General features: G+C 62.5%; 23 protein-coding genes and 1 riboswitch. Of the genes, 7 read left to right on the forward strand and 16 right to left on the reverse strand.

What is annotated here, in order from left to right; all coding sequences use genetic code 11:
- Nucleotides 1–173: 173 nt before the first annotated feature.
- Nucleotides 174–797, reverse strand: coding sequence for a HupE/UreJ family protein (locus MA07_RS13645; protein ID WP_052003152.1), 624 nt, complete (start codon nt 795–797; stop codon nt 174–176).
- A 120-nt stretch (nt 798–917) separates the two neighbouring features.
- Nucleotides 918–1,107: riboswitch (cobalamin riboswitch) on the reverse strand.
- A gap of 104 nt (nt 1,108–1,211) precedes the next feature.
- Here MA07_RS13645 and cobO point away from each other — a divergent pair.
- Both cobO and MA07_RS13655 read left to right on the forward strand, forming a co-directional pair.
- A complete protein-coding gene (gene cobO, locus MA07_RS13650; RefSeq protein ID WP_036351624.1) occupies nt 1,212–1,817 on the forward strand; it encodes a cob(I)yrinic acid a,c-diamide adenosyltransferase in 606 nt (201 codons plus the stop codon).
- Nucleotides 1,818–1,829: 12 nt separating this feature from the next.
- Nucleotides 1,830–3,275 carry a cobyric acid synthase gene (locus MA07_RS13655; RefSeq protein WP_036352106.1) on the forward strand — a complete coding sequence of 482 codons (1,446 nt, stop codon included), beginning with the start codon at nt 1,830–1,832 and terminating at the stop codon, nt 3,273–3,275.
- Here the strand turns inward: MA07_RS13655 and cbiB are convergent.
- The gene (cbiB, locus tag MA07_RS13660) at nt 3,262–4,248 is read right to left on the reverse strand and encodes an adenosylcobinamide-phosphate synthase CbiB (protein ID WP_036351627.1); all 987 of its coding nucleotides are present in this window, start codon (nt 4,246–4,248) and stop codon (nt 3,262–3,264) included. The two genes, MA07_RS13655 and cbiB, sit on opposite strands and share 14 nt — an antisense overlap.
- A gap of 11 nt (nt 4,249–4,259) precedes the next feature.
- On the opposite strand from cbiB, the gene cobD reads away from it, so the two are divergent.
- Together cobD and MA07_RS30140 are read left to right on the forward strand one after the other, a co-directional pair.
- Entirely contained in the window at nt 4,260–5,258 is a 999-nt protein-coding gene (gene cobD, locus MA07_RS13665; protein ID WP_036352108.1) for a threonine-phosphate decarboxylase CobD, read from the forward strand.
- Between the two features lie 593 nt (nt 5,259–5,851).
- Nucleotides 5,852–6,022 carry a hypothetical protein gene (locus MA07_RS30140; protein WP_160195436.1) on the forward strand — a complete coding sequence of 57 codons (171 nt, stop codon included), beginning with the start codon at nt 5,852–5,854 and terminating at the stop codon, nt 6,020–6,022.
- An 18-nt stretch (nt 6,023–6,040) separates the two neighbouring features.
- On the opposite strand, the gene MA07_RS13670 is transcribed toward MA07_RS30140, so the two are convergent.
- The gene (locus tag MA07_RS13670; RefSeq protein ID WP_036351630.1) at nt 6,041–6,295 is read right to left on the reverse strand and encodes a hypothetical protein; all 255 of its coding nucleotides are present in this window, start codon (nt 6,293–6,295) and stop codon (nt 6,041–6,043) included.
- A gap of 216 nt (nt 6,296–6,511) precedes the next feature.
- Between MA07_RS13670 and MA07_RS13675 the strand changes: the two genes are divergently transcribed.
- Both MA07_RS13675 and MA07_RS13685 read left to right on the forward strand, forming a co-directional pair.
- Nucleotides 6,512–6,754, forward strand: coding sequence for a hypothetical protein (locus MA07_RS13675; RefSeq protein WP_036351633.1), 243 nt, complete (start codon nt 6,512–6,514; stop codon nt 6,752–6,754).
- Nucleotides 6,755–7,887: 1,133 nt separating this feature from the next.
- Entirely contained in the window at nt 7,888–8,262 is a 375-nt protein-coding gene (locus MA07_RS13685) for a hypothetical protein (RefSeq protein ID WP_036351638.1), read from the forward strand.
- 293 nt (nt 8,263–8,555) lie between these two features.
- On the opposite strand, the gene MA07_RS13690 is transcribed toward MA07_RS13685, so the two are convergent.
- The 11 genes from MA07_RS13690 to MA07_RS13735 all read right to left on the reverse strand — a co-directional run bounded on the left by MA07_RS13690 (nt 8,556) and on the right by MA07_RS13735 (nt 14,447).
- A complete protein-coding gene (locus tag MA07_RS13690) occupies nt 8,556–9,611 on the reverse strand; it encodes a tyrosine-type recombinase/integrase (protein ID WP_052003153.1) in 1,056 nt (351 codons plus the stop codon).
- A gap of 306 nt (nt 9,612–9,917) precedes the next feature.
- On the reverse strand, nt 9,918–11,156 hold the full coding sequence (locus MA07_RS13700) for a phosphoadenosine phosphosulfate reductase family protein (protein WP_036351644.1): 1,239 nt from the start codon (nt 11,154–11,156) through the stop codon (nt 9,918–9,920).
- 88 nt (nt 11,157–11,244) lie between these two features.
- Complete coding sequence (locus MA07_RS13705; RefSeq protein WP_036351647.1) at nt 11,245–11,640, reverse strand: HNH endonuclease; 396 nt, start codon at nt 11,638–11,640, stop codon at nt 11,245–11,247.
- Nucleotides 11,637–12,152, reverse strand: a complete 516-nt coding sequence (locus MA07_RS13710; protein ID WP_036351650.1) for a hypothetical protein — start codon at nt 12,150–12,152, stop codon at nt 11,637–11,639. The genes MA07_RS13705 and MA07_RS13710 overlap by 4 nt, the downstream gene beginning before the upstream one ends.
- On the reverse strand, nt 12,149–12,784 hold the full coding sequence (locus tag MA07_RS13715; protein WP_036351653.1) for a lambda exonuclease family protein: 636 nt from the start codon (nt 12,782–12,784) through the stop codon (nt 12,149–12,151). The genes MA07_RS13710 and MA07_RS13715 overlap by 4 nt, the downstream gene beginning before the upstream one ends.
- Nucleotides 12,781–13,530 (reverse strand): ERF family protein, encoded by a 750-nt coding sequence (locus MA07_RS13720; RefSeq protein ID WP_036351656.1) that lies wholly within the window; start codon nt 13,528–13,530, stop codon nt 12,781–12,783. Before MA07_RS13720 ends, MA07_RS13715 begins: the two co-directional genes overlap by 4 nt.
- The gene (locus tag MA07_RS30145) at nt 13,527–13,673 is read right to left on the reverse strand and encodes a hypothetical protein (RefSeq protein WP_160195437.1); all 147 of its coding nucleotides are present in this window, start codon (nt 13,671–13,673) and stop codon (nt 13,527–13,529) included. Before MA07_RS30145 ends, MA07_RS13720 begins: the two co-directional genes overlap by 4 nt.
- The gene (locus MA07_RS31195) at nt 13,670–13,798 is read right to left on the reverse strand and encodes a hypothetical protein (RefSeq protein WP_280114241.1); all 129 of its coding nucleotides are present in this window, start codon (nt 13,796–13,798) and stop codon (nt 13,670–13,672) included. Before MA07_RS31195 ends, MA07_RS30145 begins: the two co-directional genes overlap by 4 nt.
- Entirely contained in the window at nt 13,798–14,037 is a 240-nt protein-coding gene (locus MA07_RS13725; RefSeq protein WP_036351659.1) for a hypothetical protein, read from the reverse strand. The genes MA07_RS31195 and MA07_RS13725 overlap by 1 nt, the downstream gene beginning before the upstream one ends.
- On the reverse strand, nt 14,030–14,236 hold the full coding sequence (locus MA07_RS13730) for a hypothetical protein (protein ID WP_036351662.1): 207 nt from the start codon (nt 14,234–14,236) through the stop codon (nt 14,030–14,032). Before MA07_RS13730 ends, MA07_RS13725 begins: the two co-directional genes overlap by 8 nt.
- A complete protein-coding gene (locus tag MA07_RS13735; RefSeq protein ID WP_036351665.1) occupies nt 14,229–14,447 on the reverse strand; it encodes a hypothetical protein in 219 nt (72 codons plus the stop codon). Before MA07_RS13735 ends, MA07_RS13730 begins: the two co-directional genes overlap by 8 nt.
- A 553-nt stretch (nt 14,448–15,000) precedes the next feature.
- Here MA07_RS13735 and MA07_RS13740 point away from each other — a divergent pair.
- On the forward strand, nt 15,001–15,243 hold the full coding sequence (locus tag MA07_RS13740; protein ID WP_036351668.1) for a hypothetical protein: 243 nt from the start codon (nt 15,001–15,003) through the stop codon (nt 15,241–15,243).
- A 169-nt stretch (nt 15,244–15,412) separates the two neighbouring features.
- Here MA07_RS13740 and MA07_RS13745 read toward each other — a convergent pair whose 3' ends face one another.
- Entirely contained in the window at nt 15,413–15,754 is a 342-nt protein-coding gene (locus MA07_RS13745) for a translation initiation factor 2 (RefSeq protein WP_244445248.1), read from the reverse strand.
- A gap of 320 nt (nt 15,755–16,074) precedes the next feature.
- Complete coding sequence (locus MA07_RS13750; protein WP_036352112.1) at nt 16,075–16,866, reverse strand: helix-turn-helix domain-containing protein; 792 nt, start codon at nt 16,864–16,866, stop codon at nt 16,075–16,077.
- Nucleotides 16,867–16,891: the final 25 nt, after the last annotated feature.

The following is a 16,891-nucleotide window of genomic DNA, read 5'->3' on the forward strand; positions in this document are numbered from 1 at the left end:
CCACACGCACCTTCGGTGCGTCGGGCTGGGCGAGCGCTTCGATGAGAGCCCGGTGAAGGATCGCACCGGGCCGGAGCGCCTTGTCGTCCGGGCCACCCGCCTGACGGCAGGTGACGCAGACGTGCAGGCAGATCTCCTCAGGAGATGAGGTCATCGATCTATAGCCGATCCGCTCAGGCGAAGGCCGGCAGGGCCAGGGCTGCGACGCCCGTGACGGCAACCGCAACGCCTGCGAGCCGCAGGGCGGGAGCGGCGAGCGCGCCGTTCATGAGCGAGCGGGCGGCGAAAGCCACGCCGGTGGTGAGCGCAGTCTGAACCGCCACGAGGCCGACGAGATAGGCGGCGAGCGGGGTGGATTCCGCGCCGATGATGGATTCGCCGAGCGCATAGCCGTGCACGGCGCCGCCGGCGGCGAACAGAACCGCAATCAACGCATAGGGCAGGGTGGTGCGGATGGTCGCCGCAAGGCCGATGGCCACGACGCTCAGCGCCACGAGGACCTCAGCGTAGGGCAGGCTGGCGCTCATCAGGTGCAGGCCGATGCCGGCCGCCATGGCGGCCATCCAGAAGGCCGGAAGGGTGAGTCCACGGGCGAAGCGCGAGGCGACGAGGCCTACGCCCACGAGGGCGGCGAGGTGATCGAGACCGATGACCGGATGGCCGAGGCCCGAGAGCAGGCCCTGCGTGAAGGTGGCCGGAATCATGCCGCCCATGGGGTGGTGGGCGAGGGCGGGCGTCGCGGCGGCAAGGCCGGCGAGCGTCAGGGCCAGGAGGCGGGTCTTGGGCAGAATCGTCATCGTTCTCTCCGTCGGGAGACTCGGGGTTTTCTGAGTCTGTTGAGCTTCCACGGACGGAACCGAATGACGGAGGGTCACTCGACTACGGTCACCGCCGGCACACCCCGTCCAGCAGACCCGATAGAAGCAAAGGCTGACGGCAGGTCTCCTGGCTCGCGGGTCGATGCTTTTCGCTGCCGCCTTCCCGGGGTTGGATCCCAGTGGCATTTGGAGCGTAGGCTCGCCGCTTACAGTTGCGGGGGCAGCCGCGGTGTCTCACCGCATTCCCTTTTCACCCCGTTGCCGGGGCACCGTCGGTTTCATGCTTATCCGGCCAGGGGGGATGTTTCAAGCCTGGGCATCCGGAATGACCGGCCTTGAAATCGGGCTTGAGCCTGTTCATGGTGCGGCCCTTCCACAGGAAAGCAGGCCGGGATGTCCCAGGACGAAGAGGCGCGCCACCGCGCCAAGATGATCAAGCGCAAGGAAGTGCAGGACCGGGAGGTCGCCTCGAAGACGGTCGAAAAGGGGCTCCTCATCGTCCATACGGGCCCCGGCAAGGGCAAGTCGACGGCGGCCTTCGGCCTCATGCTGCGAGCCCTCGGGCGCGGCTTCCAGGTCGGCGTGGTGCAGTTCATCAAGGGTGCCTGGGAGACCGGCGAGCGCATGGCCCTCGACCGGTTCAGCGATCAAGTCGAGTGGCACACCATGGGCGAGGGCTTCACATGGGAGACGCAGGACCGCACCCGCGACGTGGCGGCGGCGGAGCGCGCCTGGGCGAAGGTGAAGGAGCTGATGGCCCGCGAGGACATCCGCCTTCTCGTCCTGGACGAGCTCAACATCGCGCTGCGCTACGAGTACCTGGACTTGGCCGAGGTTGTCGAAACCCTGCGGCAGCGCCGGCCCGATCTCCACATCGTGGTCACCGGGCGCAACGCCAAGCCGGAACTGATCGAGGCCGCCGATCTCGTGACCGAGATGACCCTGGTGAAGCACCATTTCGCCGCCGGCGTGAAGGCGCAGGAAGGCGTGGAGTTCTAAATGCGCGCGCTCATGGTGCAGGGCACCGGCTCCAACGTGGGCAAGTCGCTCCTGGTGGCCGGCCTGTGCCGGGTCTTTGCGCGCAAGGGTTTGAGGGTCCGCCCCTTCAAGCCTCAGAACATGTCCAATAATGCGGCCGTCACCGCCGATGGCGGCGAGATCGGCCGCGCCCAGGCGCTGCAGGCGCGCGCGGCAGGTGTCGCTCCCAGCGTGCATATGAACCCGGTGCTCCTGAAGCCTCAGAGCGAGATCGGCTCGCAGGTGGTGGTGCAGGGGCGCGTGGTCGGAACCGCGAAGGCGCGGGAGTACCAGTCCTGGAAGCCGCGCCTCATGGAGGCGGTGCTCGACAGCTTCGGGCGGCTCTCGCAGGAGGCCGACCTCATGCTCGTGGAGGGGGCGGGCTCGGCGTCTGAAGTGAATCTCCGCGCCGGCGACATCGCCAATATGGGCTTTGCCCGCGCGGCCGATGTGCCCGTGGTTCTGGTGGGCGATATCGACCGCGGTGGCGTCATCGCCAGCCTCGTCGGCACCAAGGCAGTGCTCGATGAGGCCGATGCCGCGATGATCCGCGGCTTCATCGTCAACCGCTTCCGGGGCGATCCGGCCCTGTTCGACAGCGGCATGCAGTTTGTGGTCGAGCGTACCGGCTGGCCGGCCTTGGGCCTCGTGCCGCATTTTTCTGACGCCGCCCGCCTTCCGGCGGAGGACGGCCTGGGATTGCGGCGTGAGGGGCGCAAGGGCTCGGTCGTGATCGCCGTGCCGGTGACGCCCTGGATCTCCAACTTCGATGACCTCGATCCCCTGCGCGAGGAACCGGGCGTGGAGGTGGTTCTGGTCGAGGCCGGACAGCCTCTGCCGGTGGAAGCGGCGCTTGTGCTGCTGCCGGGCTCGAAGACCACCATCGACGACCTTCTCTTCATTCGCCAGCAGGGCTGGGACATCGACCTCAAGGCGCATGTGCGCCGGGGTGGACGAGTGCTCGGCCTGTGCGGCGGCTACCAGATGCTGGGGCAGCGAATTGAGGACCCATTCGGCATCGAAGGCGAGGCGGGCCGCTCCGTCGAGGGCTTGGGGCTTCTCGACGTCGCGACCACGCTGACAGCAGAAAAGCGGCTGGAGGCCGTGACAGGCACGACGATTCCCGACGGCACGCCGTTCTCCGGCTACGAGATGCATATCGGCGAGACATCAGGACCCGACGCATCGCGGCAGCCCTTCGCGCAGCTGGCGAATGGACACGCGGATGGAGCCGTCTCGGCCGACGGCTGCGTGGTGGGCACTTATGTGCACGGCCTTTTCGCGGACGACCGTCAGCGGGCGCGTTGGCTCAAGTTGTTGGGGGCCGAGACAAGCGATCTCGCCTACGAGGCGCTTGTCGACGACATCTTGAATCGCTTCGCCGATCATCTCGAGGCGCATCTCGATTGCGAGAGGCTCTTCGCGATCAGCGCACGATGAACCACGCCAGCAGCGCCAATCCCGCAGAGAGGCTGAAGAGCAGCGCACAGGCCGTGCGATAGAGCTTCAGCGCCAGATCGATGTCGTCGGCCGTTGCCTCCGCGCGCCCATCACCCATCCAGCGGTCCTCGACGCGCACGTCGCCATAGACGCGCGGTCCCGCAAGCCGCAGGCCCAGCGCTCCTGCCATCGCGGCCTCGGGCCAGCCGGCATTGGGCGAGCGGTGATGCGAGGCGTCGCGCCGGACGGCCTGCCACGCACCCGGCGCCGAGGCTCCCCGGTGCAGCGCGGCCGCCACGATGATGAGCAACGCCGTCAGGCGTGAGGCGGGCAGGTTCACGAGATCGTCGAACCGCGCCGCCGCCCAGCCGAAGGCCGCGTGCCGTGGTGTGCGGTGGCCGATCATGCTGTCGGCCGTGTTGGCTGCCTTGTAGAGCGCCGCGCCGGGGAGGCCGCCGAGGCCGAGCCAAAACGCGGGCGCCACGATGCCGTCCGAAAAGTTCTCCGCAAGGCTCTCGATGGCCGCGCGGGAAACGCCGGCCTCATCCAGGCTCTGCGGGTTGCGCCCGACGATCATCGAAACGGCTTGGCGTCCGCCTTCGATCCCGCCCTCGCGCAGCCCCTTCGACACGGCCGCCACATGCTCGTGGAGGCTCCGCTGGGCGATGAGGCTGCTGGCGAGGATCGCCAGGAGGAGAATGCCGACGAGACCAAGCGGCTGGAGGAGTGCAGTCGTCGCCCAAGTCACTAGTCCCGTCACGGTAAGAAGGACCAGCAGGGCCAGGATTCCAGCCGCGCGTCGCCAGCCGAAGGACGAGTCCTCCCGGTTCAGCCGTCCGTCCAGCATCTTGATCAGCCGTCCGATCCAGGTGACGGGATGGCCTATCGCCGTGTAAAGGCGGTTGGGATAGCCGACGGCGGCCTCGATTGCGAGGGCGAGGCTCAGGATCAGCAGGCTGTCGGAGAGGGCCATGGGTGAACGGGATGAGTGAGGCGCGGATCTGGCACGGGGGCGATCTGGACGAGGCCCGGCGGCTGTTTCCGCGGGCGCCCGAGCCGTGGATCGACCTGTCGACGGGGATCAACCCCATAGCCTATCCGGTGCCCCCCTTGCCAGCCTCCCTGTTCGAGCGGCTCCCATTGCCTGCCGAGCACCGGGATCTGGAAGCGGCCGCTGCCGAGGCCTATGGAGCGACCGATCCCGCGATGGTGGTTGCCGCGCCGGGAACGCAGGTTCTGATCAGCCTTCTCCCCCATCTGCGGCCGCGCTCCCGCGTGGCGGTTCTCGGGCCGACTTACGCGGAGCATGCCCATTCATGGCGCAAGGCCGGGCACGATGTCGCCGACGTCGCGACCGTGGATAGGCTCGACGGCACGGACGTTCTTGTAGTCGTCAATCCCAACAATCCCGACGGCAGGCTCCTCAAGCGCGAGACCCTGCTGCGCCTCGCCGAGGATCTTCGATCGCGCGGCGGCTGGCTCGTGGTGGACGAGGCTTTTGCCGATTTCGAGCCCGGCGAGAGCCTCGTGCCTGTGCTTCCGTCCAACGCGGTCGTCCTGCGTTCCTTCGGCAAGACCTACGGCCTGGCGGGGTTGAGGACCGGCTTTGCCCTGGCGCCGGAGCCGGTCGCCACGCGCTTGAGGTCGGCGCTCGGTCCCTGGGCCGTGTCGGGACCTGCGATGGAGACGGGCCGCAAGGCTCTGCGCGACCGGGAGTGGCTGGAAGCGGCACGGTCCGCCCGCGCCGCCGACGCAAGCCGCCTGGATGATCTTCTGCGGTCCGTTGCTGACGCGCCGTTGCGTGGCACGATCCTCTATCGCCTGCTGGAGAGCCCACGGGCCCCTGAACTCTTCCAGGTTTTAGGGGAGCATGGCATCTGGGTCAGGCGGTTTCAGTATAGTCCGCGCCTGTTGAGGTTCGGACTGCCCGGCACTGAAATGGAATGGCAGCGTCTCGAGACAGCATTGGCTCGCTTCTTCTAGGAAGTGCTTTCGATTTGTTCGTTATCAGCAAAAAAGAAAAGCCGCGCCCAGCTTAAACTGCTGGTTCGCGGCTTCTGCCGTGTCTGCCCCCACCGACACGAAAATCTTAGAAAGTATATATTTGGTGAACGTTGGTATAATCTTTCTGCTTCAATGAGAAAATCAATAAGCTGATTTGGGTGTCGAATGGAATAGTGGAAATTACGTAGACTGCGCCGGCCAAGCTCATACTTCGGTATGAAAAACTCACGCAGCAAGCTTATCCATTCGTCTCAACAGTCTTCAGGGGCAGGTCTTGAGCCCTTCAAACACACGGATTCTTGTCCCATAGGCACCCGGACCATGAACTTTGCATCTCAAAGCTACGCTTCAGAAGTCGATGCTTCCATCTTTGCAGCGCAAAGTGTCGCACCTGTCTGTTTCAGGAGGCTTTTAGACGGCCCGTCGGAGCGCCTCTAGAGGGAATGCTCACCTTCGTCGCCGAAGCTGGAACGGATCGTGCGGGCATCTCGATGATGGGATGCGTGGCAGGAGGAACCAGCCGATAGCGCCCGAGTTCAGCCCTCTGACATGATCCTGAAGGAGAGCTCATCATGAATACCCGAAGCTGGACGGCGCTCGCGCTTGTAGCCGTTGCCGTTGTCGTCGTCTTCTTCGCGCTTCGCGAAACGCACTCCGATCCGGAGAATGCGCCCGGCCGGGCTGCCAGCAAGGAGACGGTCAAGCAGATCCCCTCCAATCCGGATACGGTCGTCCCGCGCTGACGATGCGCAGCGCTGCCTCTACCGCCCCAGACGCTTCGCGTTGGCGCGGACCTTCTTGCGATATCCCTTGACGATCTTGTGAGCGGAGCCGCCGGCGGCAAGCACGGCTGCCGCCTCGGCGAAGGCCGTGATCTTCTCCGTCACCATGAGCAGGTTCTCGGTGGGCGACCCGCGGCCCATCGCGGCCTGTGACAGGCGGGTCCAGATCACAGTCTGGGCTTCGAAGGCCAGCATCGTGGTGTCGGTGGCAAGCTTCATCCAAGGTAAAAGCATCGAAACTCCTGAGGCGCTTCTCTCAATCGATAACATCGAGCGCCGGCATCTGATCCGCTCAAATCCGGAAAGTTGGGCCACATCCCTCCGGAGAGCGGGTTCGCTCGAAAGAGTGGGGGCGATTCAGAGTGAATTTCAGCGATGCACGCTGTCGTTTAACATGAGGACATATAATGAGGGACGTCCCCTCAGGTCCAGCGTTGCTGGGGGTTCGATTTGCCCCGCTATTATATCGACATCAGAAGTCACTTCGGCACCGATGAGGATCCGAGCGGCGTAGACCTGCCGGATATCGCAGCTGCCCAGTCTGAAGCCCTGAAGGTGCTCCAGGCTCTCCTGCGGAACTGGGCCGCGATGCCGCCGAACTACAGCGACGAAATTTTCATTGAAATCGTGGGCGAGGATCTTCGCCCGGTGCTGATCATTCCATGTTCCGACATCAAGGCCGTGAAGCGTTGAACGCAACCGGTGGTTTGTCGTGAGGCCCGAGCCAATTCCCTGGCGCAGTCGCCGGATGGGGACAGGGGGCATCGGACACGCCGATGGGTCGAGGCCCTGAGCCACCGCTCAGGGCCTTCGAAGTCTCAGCGCGATCAGTTGTTGCTGGCCCAACCTGACAGAGCGGTCTCCGGGAACCTGTCGGTAGGCACCGCAACCCGCACCGGGGCAGGAGGCTTTGCCCTCGTCATGCACACGCGCATATGGTCCCGGCGCGCTTCCTTGATGATCTCCCGGTAATCGAGGGGAGTCCGGTTGCGGGTTCGGTGGATCAGCCGGGTCTCCTTGTAGCACGCATCCCAGCGTGCTTTCCCTTCCGGGGTAGAGGCCCAACCTCCCCCCTGAGCGAAAGCGCTCGCGGAGATCAGGGTGGCTGCAGCAAAGACACACAAAGTCGAAAAACGCATATCGGTGCTCACGTTGTGAGTATCGGCTCACTTCATGAACGATAACCGCTTCAGGCCTTGAGCGTCGCATCGGAGGGGGCAGGGCAAAAGGGTATCTACTTTTGCGTCATCAGCCCGGCGGGAATAGGTGGAGCCTCGCGCTGCGCCCGGCGCAGTCCGGCTTCAGGGGAGCTGGCAGCAGATGAGGAACGCGGTCAGCGCAGCCACGAGAGCCGTCGCCATGAGGCCTCTGTCGATGGGATCATTGGGCACCGCCCTGCGGCCCAGCACTCGCCTCATCAGAACCCAGCTCTCGGTGAGATTAACATGGGTTGCTTACGTGTGGCAGGCCGAGCCGGTGTCAACCTCGTTCCGTTTAAGACTAAGGGCTGAGTTCCCGCGCTCCGAACCGGCGGGAGGGGCAATATGCGCTGCGCTGAGAGCTCAGGGCGCGGTCAGGCGGCATGATGCGGGTCTCGCCTTGGATCCGCCATTCCTCAGCCAAGGTGCTGACAGTTTATCAACCTAGACCACGAGGGCCGGCGCATCTTGCGGGTAACGCAGGCTCCTTGCCTTTCAAGCGGCATACCTTTGGAACTGCCCAAATGACCTATCGTTTACCTAATGTGAGGTATAGCGGTGGCTATGCGGCGCCGAGATCCGGTCCGACCGCACCACCGTATGTCACGAACGTCAGGTGAGGCAGTGATGGAGTTGGAGAAGATCAAAGAGGCTATCGCGGCTTCCACACGCGATGAGGAACTGGCCTCGGCGACACGCTACGAAGTCGAGGCTTACGCCAGGCTCTGGCCCTTCGTTTTCCTGGTCAACGACTGGGATGTCTGGAACGGGAGCAAGAGATCGCTCAACCTCCAGGTCGTGCGCTGGCTCGAGAGCGAGGGTGCCCCCTACGACTTTTTTCAGATCCGTACCGGCTTTGGCCTGATGGGGTTCAAGGATCAGGAAGCCGCCAAGGCGTTCGAGCGGCGGTGGTCGGGCCGGTCACAGGGGACGCCGGCCTCGAACGGGGACTGGAACCCGCATCCGCTGAAAAGCACCTTCGAACCTGTGCACGTCAATTAGGCAGGTCCCGGACGCCACGTTCCCGCCAAGCTCGGCAGTGGTGCCTTTCCGACTGGCCCCGGCCATCCCGTCGGAAACAGCAGCGGTGTCGCGGCCATGCATTCAAGGGTGGGTTCGAACCTGCACGAGAGGGTACGGCGCTAGACGCCTGAAGAGCGGAGTGGCTGGGGGACCTGGATTCGAACCAAGACTAACGGAGTCAGAGTCCGGTTTTATCCTTTTGGTTTCAATCATTTGACCTCCTGAACTCTGTCTAAGTCTACCCTGAAGCATTGAGAAATTCGCCCTCTTGTCTAAGCTTCTTGCGCTTTCCTTCGGGCGTGTTGATCAAGCTTTTTGACGACCCCGCGCAGCTTCGGCTCAAGGTCTGCCTCGCGGGAATAATGACCTGCCATGCCCTCAGTCTCCTGACCCAACATGTCGGCAATCGTCCGGGTGTCGAAGCCAAGCTGACGCATCCGGGTCGCGGCCGTGTGCCGGAGCCCGTGAAAGGTTAGTCCGTCCGCGACCTTGCCGGCTTCTTCCAGCTTGCGGATGATCTTGAAGAACGAGGAGCGGAAGCCGTCCTCGGTCCAGGGCAGGCCACGCGTGTTAACGAAGAGCGTCGTTGCTGTGTGCTTCGGCAGGGCATCCAAAGCCTCAACAATCGCCTCGGGCGCCTGCACCACCACTTTCTTCCCGCTCTTGGCTGAGATGCGGCTGAGCTGGCCAGTCTTCCGGTTGAAAGAACTGCGAGGGGCCGAGAGTATTTCCCCCTGCCGATAGCCGAGAATGCCACCCAAGAGCACCGGCGCCAGGATATGAGGAGGGCAGGCCGCCCTAACCACGTCCCATTCCTCGGGAGCCCATGGCCGGTTGGCGCGAGGCTCACCCTTAGGCTTGCGGATCTTCTTGACCTCGCGAACCGGGTTTGTGTCAGCCAACTCTCGCTCGAGTGCGACCGCGAAGACCACCGACACCACACTCAGCACATAGTTGGCAAACCGGCGCCCCTTTTTCAGCTTGGCCTTATCCCGCAGCCCCGCCACGAACCCGCGCGTCCACTGTGTCAGCGGCATCGCATGGAGAGGCTTCGTCCAGTCCAGGACCGCCTGATAGTCTTCCCTAGTGCGGGGAGCGAGATCCAGGAACCTCGGGCTGGATCGGTAGGCAGCTACAGCAGCGCCCCACGTCCCGCCCTTTTCTTCCACCGGCTTTGCCTTGGCTCGGGCGGCGTCGAGCGCCTCAAACCATTCCCGCGAGTAGAGCGCATGCGGCGGCGTTAACCGGGTGCCAGTCTTTCTGTCATAGGCATAAGCGATGCCGTTCGACACGTAGCACTTAACGCCGGGAACCTTAGGTCGCTTCATTGTCGAGCTCATCCAGCCAGTTCTTGCCACTGGAATCATGGTCGCCGCTGTCGAGCCTGTCGATCCACTCGTCCAGATCGCGCACGTCGTATCGGAGACCTTGCTTGCCGGGCCTGATGCGCTTTGGCTTTACCGGGGGAGGCGAGGAGCCCAGCCCGCAATAGGCAGCGGCTTCGGCTCTGGTTAGTAGGCGTTTGGATGGGGGCTTTACCTGTGCCTGTCCCATAACTTCCTCAATCATCCATGACCGTAGGGAAAGCGCCGACTATTTCGTTATGAGCGCTCAGTTTGTTAAGCTTCAGAGGTTTAAACCAACAAGGGTTGAACCGATCCGTCCGGGAAGATGAGATTGAGAGGAATATCCGCCGTTGGCTCGTCGCCGTCCCAACCGTCCGGCCAAGTGCCGAGGTCAATCAGCTCGCGAATGCGCGCCTCCTCTTCTGCATTGAGGATGTCGATGCGTGGTCGGCCGAGCCGCTCAGCCGCCTCATTGCAAGCAGCCTGGATCTCCAACACACGGCTCAGGCCCATCAACCGCGCTTCAAATGTCAGAGGTCCCATCCGCTGAGGGTTCTTGCCGATCGAGCCATCCTTCAGCACTTCGACACCAGCCTTGCGCAGGCGGTGACGCGGCTCACGCAGCTCCCGGTAAAGCGGCTTCAGACCAAGAAGGGGCGATAGATAAGCCCAATCTGGGTTGAGCAGGATTGTCTCCAGTGCCTTCTCCTGGCTCGCCAGTGGGCATCCGATGCAGCCCGTGCGGGCGTTGATCTCCTCGGCCTCGTCTCCGCCATAGGCGTCAGCAATCACGCGGGTGGCCCAGCCCCCGTAGTCCTCGGAGGGCGCATAGATTTTCAGCCAGTCCCAGACGTTGCACACCCGCCAGTGCAGCAGCGGAGCCAGGGTAGCGATGCGGCCGCGAATGCCCTTCGCCTCAGGTAGGATCTTCTGATACCAGCCCTGGCCGCACTCGGCTCCATCTTTGCCGCAGCTCATCTCGATCCGGCGATCACGGATGGCACTTTCACCCTGGCGCACGCCTGTGATCATCAGGACAGTTTCGTTCTCTGGCAACTCGAGTTCAGCCAGCCGGCGCTCAACAGCCGCCGCCATGGGATCGACCTTGATCTGCCGAGTGCACCACCTCAGCGTGTTGTTGTTCGGAGGCGGCACACCACGACCGAGGATGTAGACGAGAAAGCGCTTGTCGAGTGGAGCACGTACGATCTCAGTGCGGATCCAGTTACCCCGGCGCTTCAGTCCTTCCATGACCTCCGTCGCAGCAGCTGCGAGCGGCGGCAGCTCCTGGCGCGTGTCCGCATAAAATACTGATAGCGTTTTGGGCCGAGGGAGGCGTCCGACCTCGATCAGGTGGACGATCAGCGTCAGAGTAGCCGAGGAGTCCTTGCCGCCTGACCATGCCACGGCCCAATGATCATGCTGGGGACCATAGGCCAGTAGAGACTGGAGCGTCAGGTCCACGGCATCATCATAGACGAGCCGCTGACTGTTCTGGAAAAGATCATGTTGTGGGCGCTTGTTCACGATCGCACCTCAAGAGTAGAACCACCGTGCTCGACCGCAGGAACGCGAGACGAGACTGCCGCAGCCGGCACAGTGGAAGGGGTGAAACTCATTTGGCTCTCCGGATGACTTCGCCCGTTCGGCGGTCTACGAGATCCCCGTTGATCTTCTGCTTAAAGCGGCTGTCCCGGCTCGTTGGGAACTTGCTCGGCTTCCGGATGCCTACGTGGCGCATCTTGATCCGTTTCGCCTTTGCGATCCGCGCCAGGTCACCGTCTTTGCCATGCGTCTTGGCATCGGCGCAGGCCTTGTGGGCGGGCCCGCGATTGTCGAGCTCGTTCGTTCCGCCCATGGCAAGCGGGCGGATATGCTCATCGATCCAGGCTTCCCCGGCTTGGATCTTGCGCTCGCAGATGCAGCAGCATCCGTGCCAAGACTCGAATAGCTTCAGGCGCTGGGTGGGCGTGAGGGCTTTGCGAGGGGTGGATCCGACATCCTCGCTCATGCTGCCCTCGATGCGTTGCGTGTCAGTGTCTCAGGCGAGACACCGATCACTGCCGAGACCGTCTCAAGCACAGCCTGCTTGCTCGCCTGGAACTCTTCTTTGCCCATGGCCCTGCGGGATTGGCTCTTGGGCTTCCGCACGACCACGAGCGGGCCTTGCACGACGGCTACCGAATACTCTTCCATGGCAGCGATAAAGCGAGCGACCCGGACGGCAGCCGCATTGCTCCCCGCATCGACCGCCTGCTCGTGGTAGTAGCCAGCATCGATCAGCGCCCGCTTGCGCAGATGCTCCGGTGTCGGGAACTGGCTGGCCAGGTGGTCAGGCAACTGGGCCCAAGCCTCAGCCACGAAGGCGAACTCATGGTTATGCGTGGCGGTAGAGCGGTCGTGCCACTCAGCAAGGCGGTATTTCTCCCCGACCACAAAGGCCCGGTCACACTCCGCCTGGAAGCGACGGTGCGGAACCATCGCCTCGCCATTCCACTGGAAGAGGATTGGCGCCGAGGTCATGCCGCCGCCCTTTGGTCATAGAGGGTAGTCAGTTCGACAACCTTCTGCGCGAGCTCGGCCAGGAACCCGGCCACATCTGCCTCAAGGCTTGCGATCAAGGCATCGTCCCGGTGAACGCGCTTCACGAAGAGGCGCATATGCTCGGGCATGCGCGGGTCATATGAAACGAAGTCGCACCACTGGCGGCCGGTGCACGCCATCTGCCACATCATCTGCGTGACGTACTTGCCCGGCACAGTCTGACTGAGCAGCGTGTCGATATGGGTCGCCGTGTTGGGACACTTGATCTCGACAAGTCCCTCCTCGCCAACCAGGCCGTCAGGACTTGCGCCCGTCATCGCGATAGTGGGATGGGGCACGAAGCCGACCTGAACGACCTCCGCGTCCACGCGAAACTCATAAGCCACGCGGGCGTCAGGCTCCTGCTCAGTGCCCCATTTCATGGCCGAATTGGTGAAGCGCTCGGCCGGCTCACCAGTGAGACGCTCTGCGATCAGTTCTGCCATATAGTTGGCCCGTGAGGCGCCATAGCCGGTCTTGGTCTTGGCGACCACATCTGCCACGCGGGAGGCTGTGACCTTGCCAACGCGGACTGCCAGCCATTCGTCAGATCCTTGAACGATCTCGCTCATTGCTTGCCCTTCTTCGCATTGAGGGCGTCGATGGCTCGCTGGTAATCCTTGGCCGGGATTTCAGAGATGCTCTGGACCTTCAGGTACTGGAGGAACCTCTTCTCGTTCGCCCCGACTGCCTCGATCAGGTCGCGAATAGCCAAAACCTGCTCTTCGGAGATGCTGAGGGGCGCACCCGCTGCTTTCCCATCGTCATCCTCGCCGCGGCTGGTGATGTTGAGGAGGGCGCCGGCTGTGTACCGCTTGCCGTAAGAGATCGACGAGCCGACCGCCTGGACTGAGTTCTTGCTACCGCTGCTGTCGATCGGCAGGTGCATGGTCGTCTCTTCGCTGTGACCCTCCCGATGTGAGAGGACGCCTGTCACGGTGATACGGCCGTCGTCCTGACCGGTGCGGAAGCTCAGAGCGAAGCCATGCTTGGACAGAACCGGCTTGATGGCGTCGTTGATGTCTTCCCAGAGCGCATAGGTGCTCTGGACGTTGCCGCTCCGATCCTTGATGCCGCCTCGCTCGGCGATAACCGGCAGTTCCGGCTGCATGCGGGCCAGGTCGGCAGAGTAAGCAGACTTGGCATTCCGCTCCATGATGCGCTCTTGCATCTCAAGCAGCCGCTCCATCTTGTCGATGTCAACGGCGGGGTTCATAGCTGCACGCTCGATCACCTGAATGATGGCAGCGCTCTCCGAGACAGTAGGGACAGGAGCGCCCGGCTCTTGGACTGCGACGGCGTTCGATGGCTTGCTCATTGATGCTTGTCCTTGGGGATCTTCACGACGGGCTTTGCCCATCCGCAATGTTTGGAGAGTTCTGCGATCATCTCGACGCGCTTGCGCTCGGCACGCTTTGTCTCAGGCCCCCGATGGCTGGGAGTGAGGGAGACTCGCTTCATAGGACCTCCACGAACTTGAAGATGGAGAAGGCCCAGAGCCCGAAGATCACCGTTCCAATGAAGATCCAGAGGGCGTTCTCGACCTTCTCGCAGAAGGCCTTGCAGCGGGAGTTGCTGAAGGACATCACGCAGCACCTCCGAAGTCGAAGTCGACACGATCTTCATCGGTCCCACCGCAAGGGCAGGGGCCACAGTCGAGAAGACCGGTTGCCGGGTTCTTGAAGGTGAAGGCGCCCCGGCCAGTGCAGGCAGGGCATTCGTTCAGTGTCTTGCTGAGAAGAGCCTGAACTTCGTCAGCCTGGATCTGCATGGTCTCAGTGCAGACGACACGAAGGCGGCGCGGGAAGGAGACGATGCTACCCATGGATGCTCACTCCTGCCATGCGGGCGAGGCCTGCGCGGTGGTTGATGAGGATGGTCTCGATCTGCGCGAGAGCGTCGTCTTCCTCACGAGTGCCGAGAACGCGGCGACTGCGATCCAGCTTGCGGCTCATGAGCTGGTCACGAACTGACTGGAGGTCGGCAACCTGCTGCTCGGAGAGGATGCGGGAGCGCTTAAGCATTGCGAGCCTCCACCTTGGCCAGAACAGTGCGGGCGCCTGTGATGGCGGTAGACTGGCCAGCATCGATGCCCTTGAGCCCGTAGAGCGTCTCAAGCGTGCTGGTGGTGCGCTGAAGGGCCTCGACCAGCTCGTCCTGCAGCCGCTTCTCAGGGCTGCGGTGATTGCGCATGTCGCGCATGAGGGCGGAGAAGTTGATGGTGCGCTGGCGCATCTCAGCCCCCGATCGACCAGAGGGCGATAGCCGCAGCGAACACGCCGAGGCAGACTAACTCACACGCATCTGAGAGAAGGGATCGAAGGAGGGGCATGGGACTCATCCAGTGGGGGAGTGGATGAGAAGAGCTTAGTAAGGGAAATGTACCGCGTCAAGCAGTCTTGCGGGAAATGTACCGCGTATTTCGAGCCCTGGCGGTTTTTTTGATACTCCCCGCTATCCACAGATATGAAGACTCGACTCCTACCTCTTTGGAGAACAAAGTAAGAACAACCAAACGGAGGGGCAATCTTGCAGGTTCACTTCATTCCACCCGCGCCTGAATGTCCTCTGCCGAAGGAGCATCGCTATAAGCTAAGGATGCGGTGCTCAAACTGCCTTACCGATACCTACCCAGTGGCGTGCATGGGAGTGCAGCGTCTTTCGGCAGTGGAGGTCAGTCGTCGCGTCTTGGAGTTCGCTGAGCGCATCGAGCGGCCTTGCCCGAACTGCGAGAGCACGACCTACCGCCTTGTCACCTTCTTCCCAGATCGATCAGAGGATCAAAACCATGTCAGCCACAGCTAAGACGTTCTACGTCGTGCAGCCCTTTATCAAAGGGAAGCGGGGAGGGCTGAAAGCAGAGCAGGCCATTCAGGCCCCTAGCGAGAATGCCGCGCTGCTCAGGGCAGAGCGTATGGCCGACAGTAAGGCAGGGGTACTCGTGTTTTCCCAGACTGGGGATCCGGAGATGGGTGACTTTGATGAGCCGGTCTTCCTGGCGAGCCATGGCGATGTTCCATCGCGTGATTAACAGAAAGGCCTCCTCACCCGCCGTTGCCAGGTAGATGAGGAGGCCTCCCGTTCCGCGAAGGCAGGATGCGTGACAGCCTTCAGCAGGAGAATGCGCTGTCGTATCGCCGGTTTCAGCTTGGCCAAACAAAAGCACCAACGAAAAGCCGGGGCTTTTTGCACTTCAAGCATTAAGAGGTCGGTGCAACTTCCTTGACTGGTCCGCGCACCTGAGCAGGCTTTCTCGCCCGATACTTCCGAGAGACTGCCAGCGGCGCAAGACTCACAGTCACAGGGTTCGGGTAGTGCTCAAGGGTGGCCCCGGTCGCTGCGTCGACGCCCATGCCAACGATCCCGCCCACCAGAACATTGCCGGCGAAGCCTGCTGCGCCACTGCCCGCAACACGCGTCTGCACCATGACGTCTTGGCTCTCGTAGCCTTCCTTGGAAAAGGACGCGACGAACTCGGCTTTCCGGTCCACCTGCAGTGTGCAGGGCGTCGTCGGGCAGGTTAGCCCGGTTGATGTCCGCATGGCAGACGGCGGCTGGGAATCGAAAGTAATCTGTTCAGTTGTGCCACGTGTGACCGTGGCGCAGGCACCTAAAGAAAGGCTGCCCGCTATGATTGCGAGTAGAGAAATACGCATAGTTGCCCCCTGTTATGATATCCGCGTTGGCCTTAAAACCTTCGCGGTAGTTCACAACCTGGAGGTTAGGGTAGTGGTGCTTCGGCAAGCAATATCATTTCTAAAGGGAATTATTCTATTTTGGGACTGTGGTCTTTGAGGAACACAGCCTTTAGTTCAAGTGGACTTGCAATAGGGTATAGCTCACGCCTGCCCGCACGGGAGGGCTAGTAGATCACATCGCTGATTACGCGGCGGACCAAGGCCAAGATCCGGACTTGCCGCCCGTCATCCTCGCTCGGGTCTCGAAATGCCTTGTTAGGCACGACAATCGGCTTGTGCTTCTTATTGGTCGAGCGAGGGCAGAACTCATATCGGTCCTCGTAGACTTCCAGCTGCTTGACCGACCATTCGCGGGTGTGGCCACCGTCGCGTGTCTGCTCAACCACGACAACCAAGCCCTCACGAAGGACGATCTGCCCCTCGATGTCGTGGAAATCGAGGCCGATGACCTTGTCCCCTTCCAGCATGGAGCGGGGCTTCAGGTCGTTCATGGAGTCGCCGCGCACTCTGAAGCCGATCCGGCGGGCATGAGGGTACTCCCGGTCGGGGTAATCCATCACATATTCGATGTCGTCAGAGTCGAACTCAGGGGCTTCCCTAAAAGCTCCAGCCTCTACGTCACCGACAATAGGGACGGGGGTCATCTTCTCGGTGATGAGCGAAACTTCCGCAGGTTCAGCTTCTTGCTCGACGCGCTTCGAGCGGGTGGCCTCGGCCGAACTGCCGCCCCCGAACTCGCCAAGGCCAGCGGATCCGAAGATTAGCCATTCCGGTGTCGTTTCCAGTCCGATCGCGAGCTTCCGCAGTGTTTCAATAGTGGGCGAGCTGTCCTGCTTCCGAAATATGTCTCGGATTGCGTCCGCGCTCATCCCCGCGTCGAGTGACGCTGCCCTAGCCGACTTGCCGGTCTCCTCAAGTCGCTTGGTGATGCGCTCTCTGATCTGCTGATTGTCCATGCGCGGGATACTACCCGCGCCGAAC

Origin of the sequence: Microvirga sp. BSC39, assembly GCF_000739015.1 — a bacterium.
Lineage (GTDB): Bacteria > Pseudomonadota > Alphaproteobacteria > Rhizobiales > Beijerinckiaceae > Microvirga.

Coding starts and splice junctions, on each gene's coding strand:
- MA07_RS13645 (WP_052003152.1), bottom strand. CDS start 797: ATGACGATTCTGCCCAAGACCCGCCTCCTGGCCCTGACGCTCGCCGGC.
- cobO (WP_036351624.1), top strand. CDS start 1,212: ATGTCCCAGGACGAAGAGGCGCGCCACCGCGCCAAGATGATCAAGCGC.
- MA07_RS13655 (WP_036352106.1), top strand. CDS start 1,830: ATGGTGCAGGGCACCGGCTCCAACGTGGGCAAGTCGCTCCTGGTGGCC.
- cbiB (WP_036351627.1), bottom strand. CDS start 4,248: ATGGCCCTCTCCGACAGCCTGCTGATCCTGAGCCTCGCCCTCGCAATC.
- cobD (WP_036352108.1), top strand. CDS start 4,260: ATGAGTGAGGCGCGGATCTGGCACGGGGGCGATCTGGACGAGGCCCGG.
- MA07_RS30140 (WP_160195436.1), top strand. CDS start 5,852: ATGAATACCCGAAGCTGGACGGCGCTCGCGCTTGTAGCCGTTGCCGTT.
- MA07_RS13670 (WP_036351630.1), bottom strand. CDS start 6,295: ATGCTTTTACCTTGGATGAAGCTTGCCACCGACACCACGATGCTGGCC.
- MA07_RS13685 (WP_036351638.1), top strand. CDS start 7,888: ATGGAGTTGGAGAAGATCAAAGAGGCTATCGCGGCTTCCACACGCGAT.
- MA07_RS13690 (WP_052003153.1), bottom strand. CDS start 9,611: ATGAAGCGACCTAAGGTTCCCGGCGTTAAGTGCTACGTGTCGAACGGC.
- MA07_RS13705 (WP_036351647.1), bottom strand. CDS start 11,640: ATGAGCGAGGATGTCGGATCCACCCCTCGCAAAGCCCTCACGCCCACC.
- MA07_RS13710 (WP_036351650.1), bottom strand. CDS start 12,152: ATGACCTCGGCGCCAATCCTCTTCCAGTGGAATGGCGAGGCGATGGTT.
- MA07_RS13715 (WP_036351653.1), bottom strand. CDS start 12,784: ATGAGCGAGATCGTTCAAGGATCTGACGAATGGCTGGCAGTCCGCGTT.
- MA07_RS13720 (WP_036351656.1), bottom strand. CDS start 13,530: ATGAGCAAGCCATCGAACGCCGTCGCAGTCCAAGAGCCGGGCGCTCCT.
- MA07_RS30145 (WP_160195437.1), bottom strand. CDS start 13,673: ATGAAGCGAGTCTCCCTCACTCCCAGCCATCGGGGGCCTGAGACAAAG.
- MA07_RS31195 (WP_280114241.1), bottom strand. CDS start 13,798: ATGTCCTTCAGCAACTCCCGCTGCAAGGCCTTCTGCGAGAAGGTCGAG.
- MA07_RS13725 (WP_036351659.1), bottom strand. CDS start 14,037: ATGGGTAGCATCGTCTCCTTCCCGCGCCGCCTTCGTGTCGTCTGCACT.
- MA07_RS13730 (WP_036351662.1), bottom strand. CDS start 14,236: ATGCTTAAGCGCTCCCGCATCCTCTCCGAGCAGCAGGTTGCCGACCTC.
- MA07_RS13735 (WP_036351665.1), bottom strand. CDS start 14,447: ATGCGCCAGCGCACCATCAACTTCTCCGCCCTCATGCGCGACATGCGC.
- MA07_RS13740 (WP_036351668.1), top strand. CDS start 15,001: ATGTCAGCCACAGCTAAGACGTTCTACGTCGTGCAGCCCTTTATCAAA.
- MA07_RS13745 (WP_244445248.1), bottom strand. CDS start 15,754: ATGCGGACATCAACCGGGCTAACCTGCCCGACGACGCCCTGCACACTG.
- MA07_RS13750 (WP_036352112.1), bottom strand. CDS start 16,866: ATGGACAATCAGCAGATCAGAGAGCGCATCACCAAGCGACTTGAGGAG.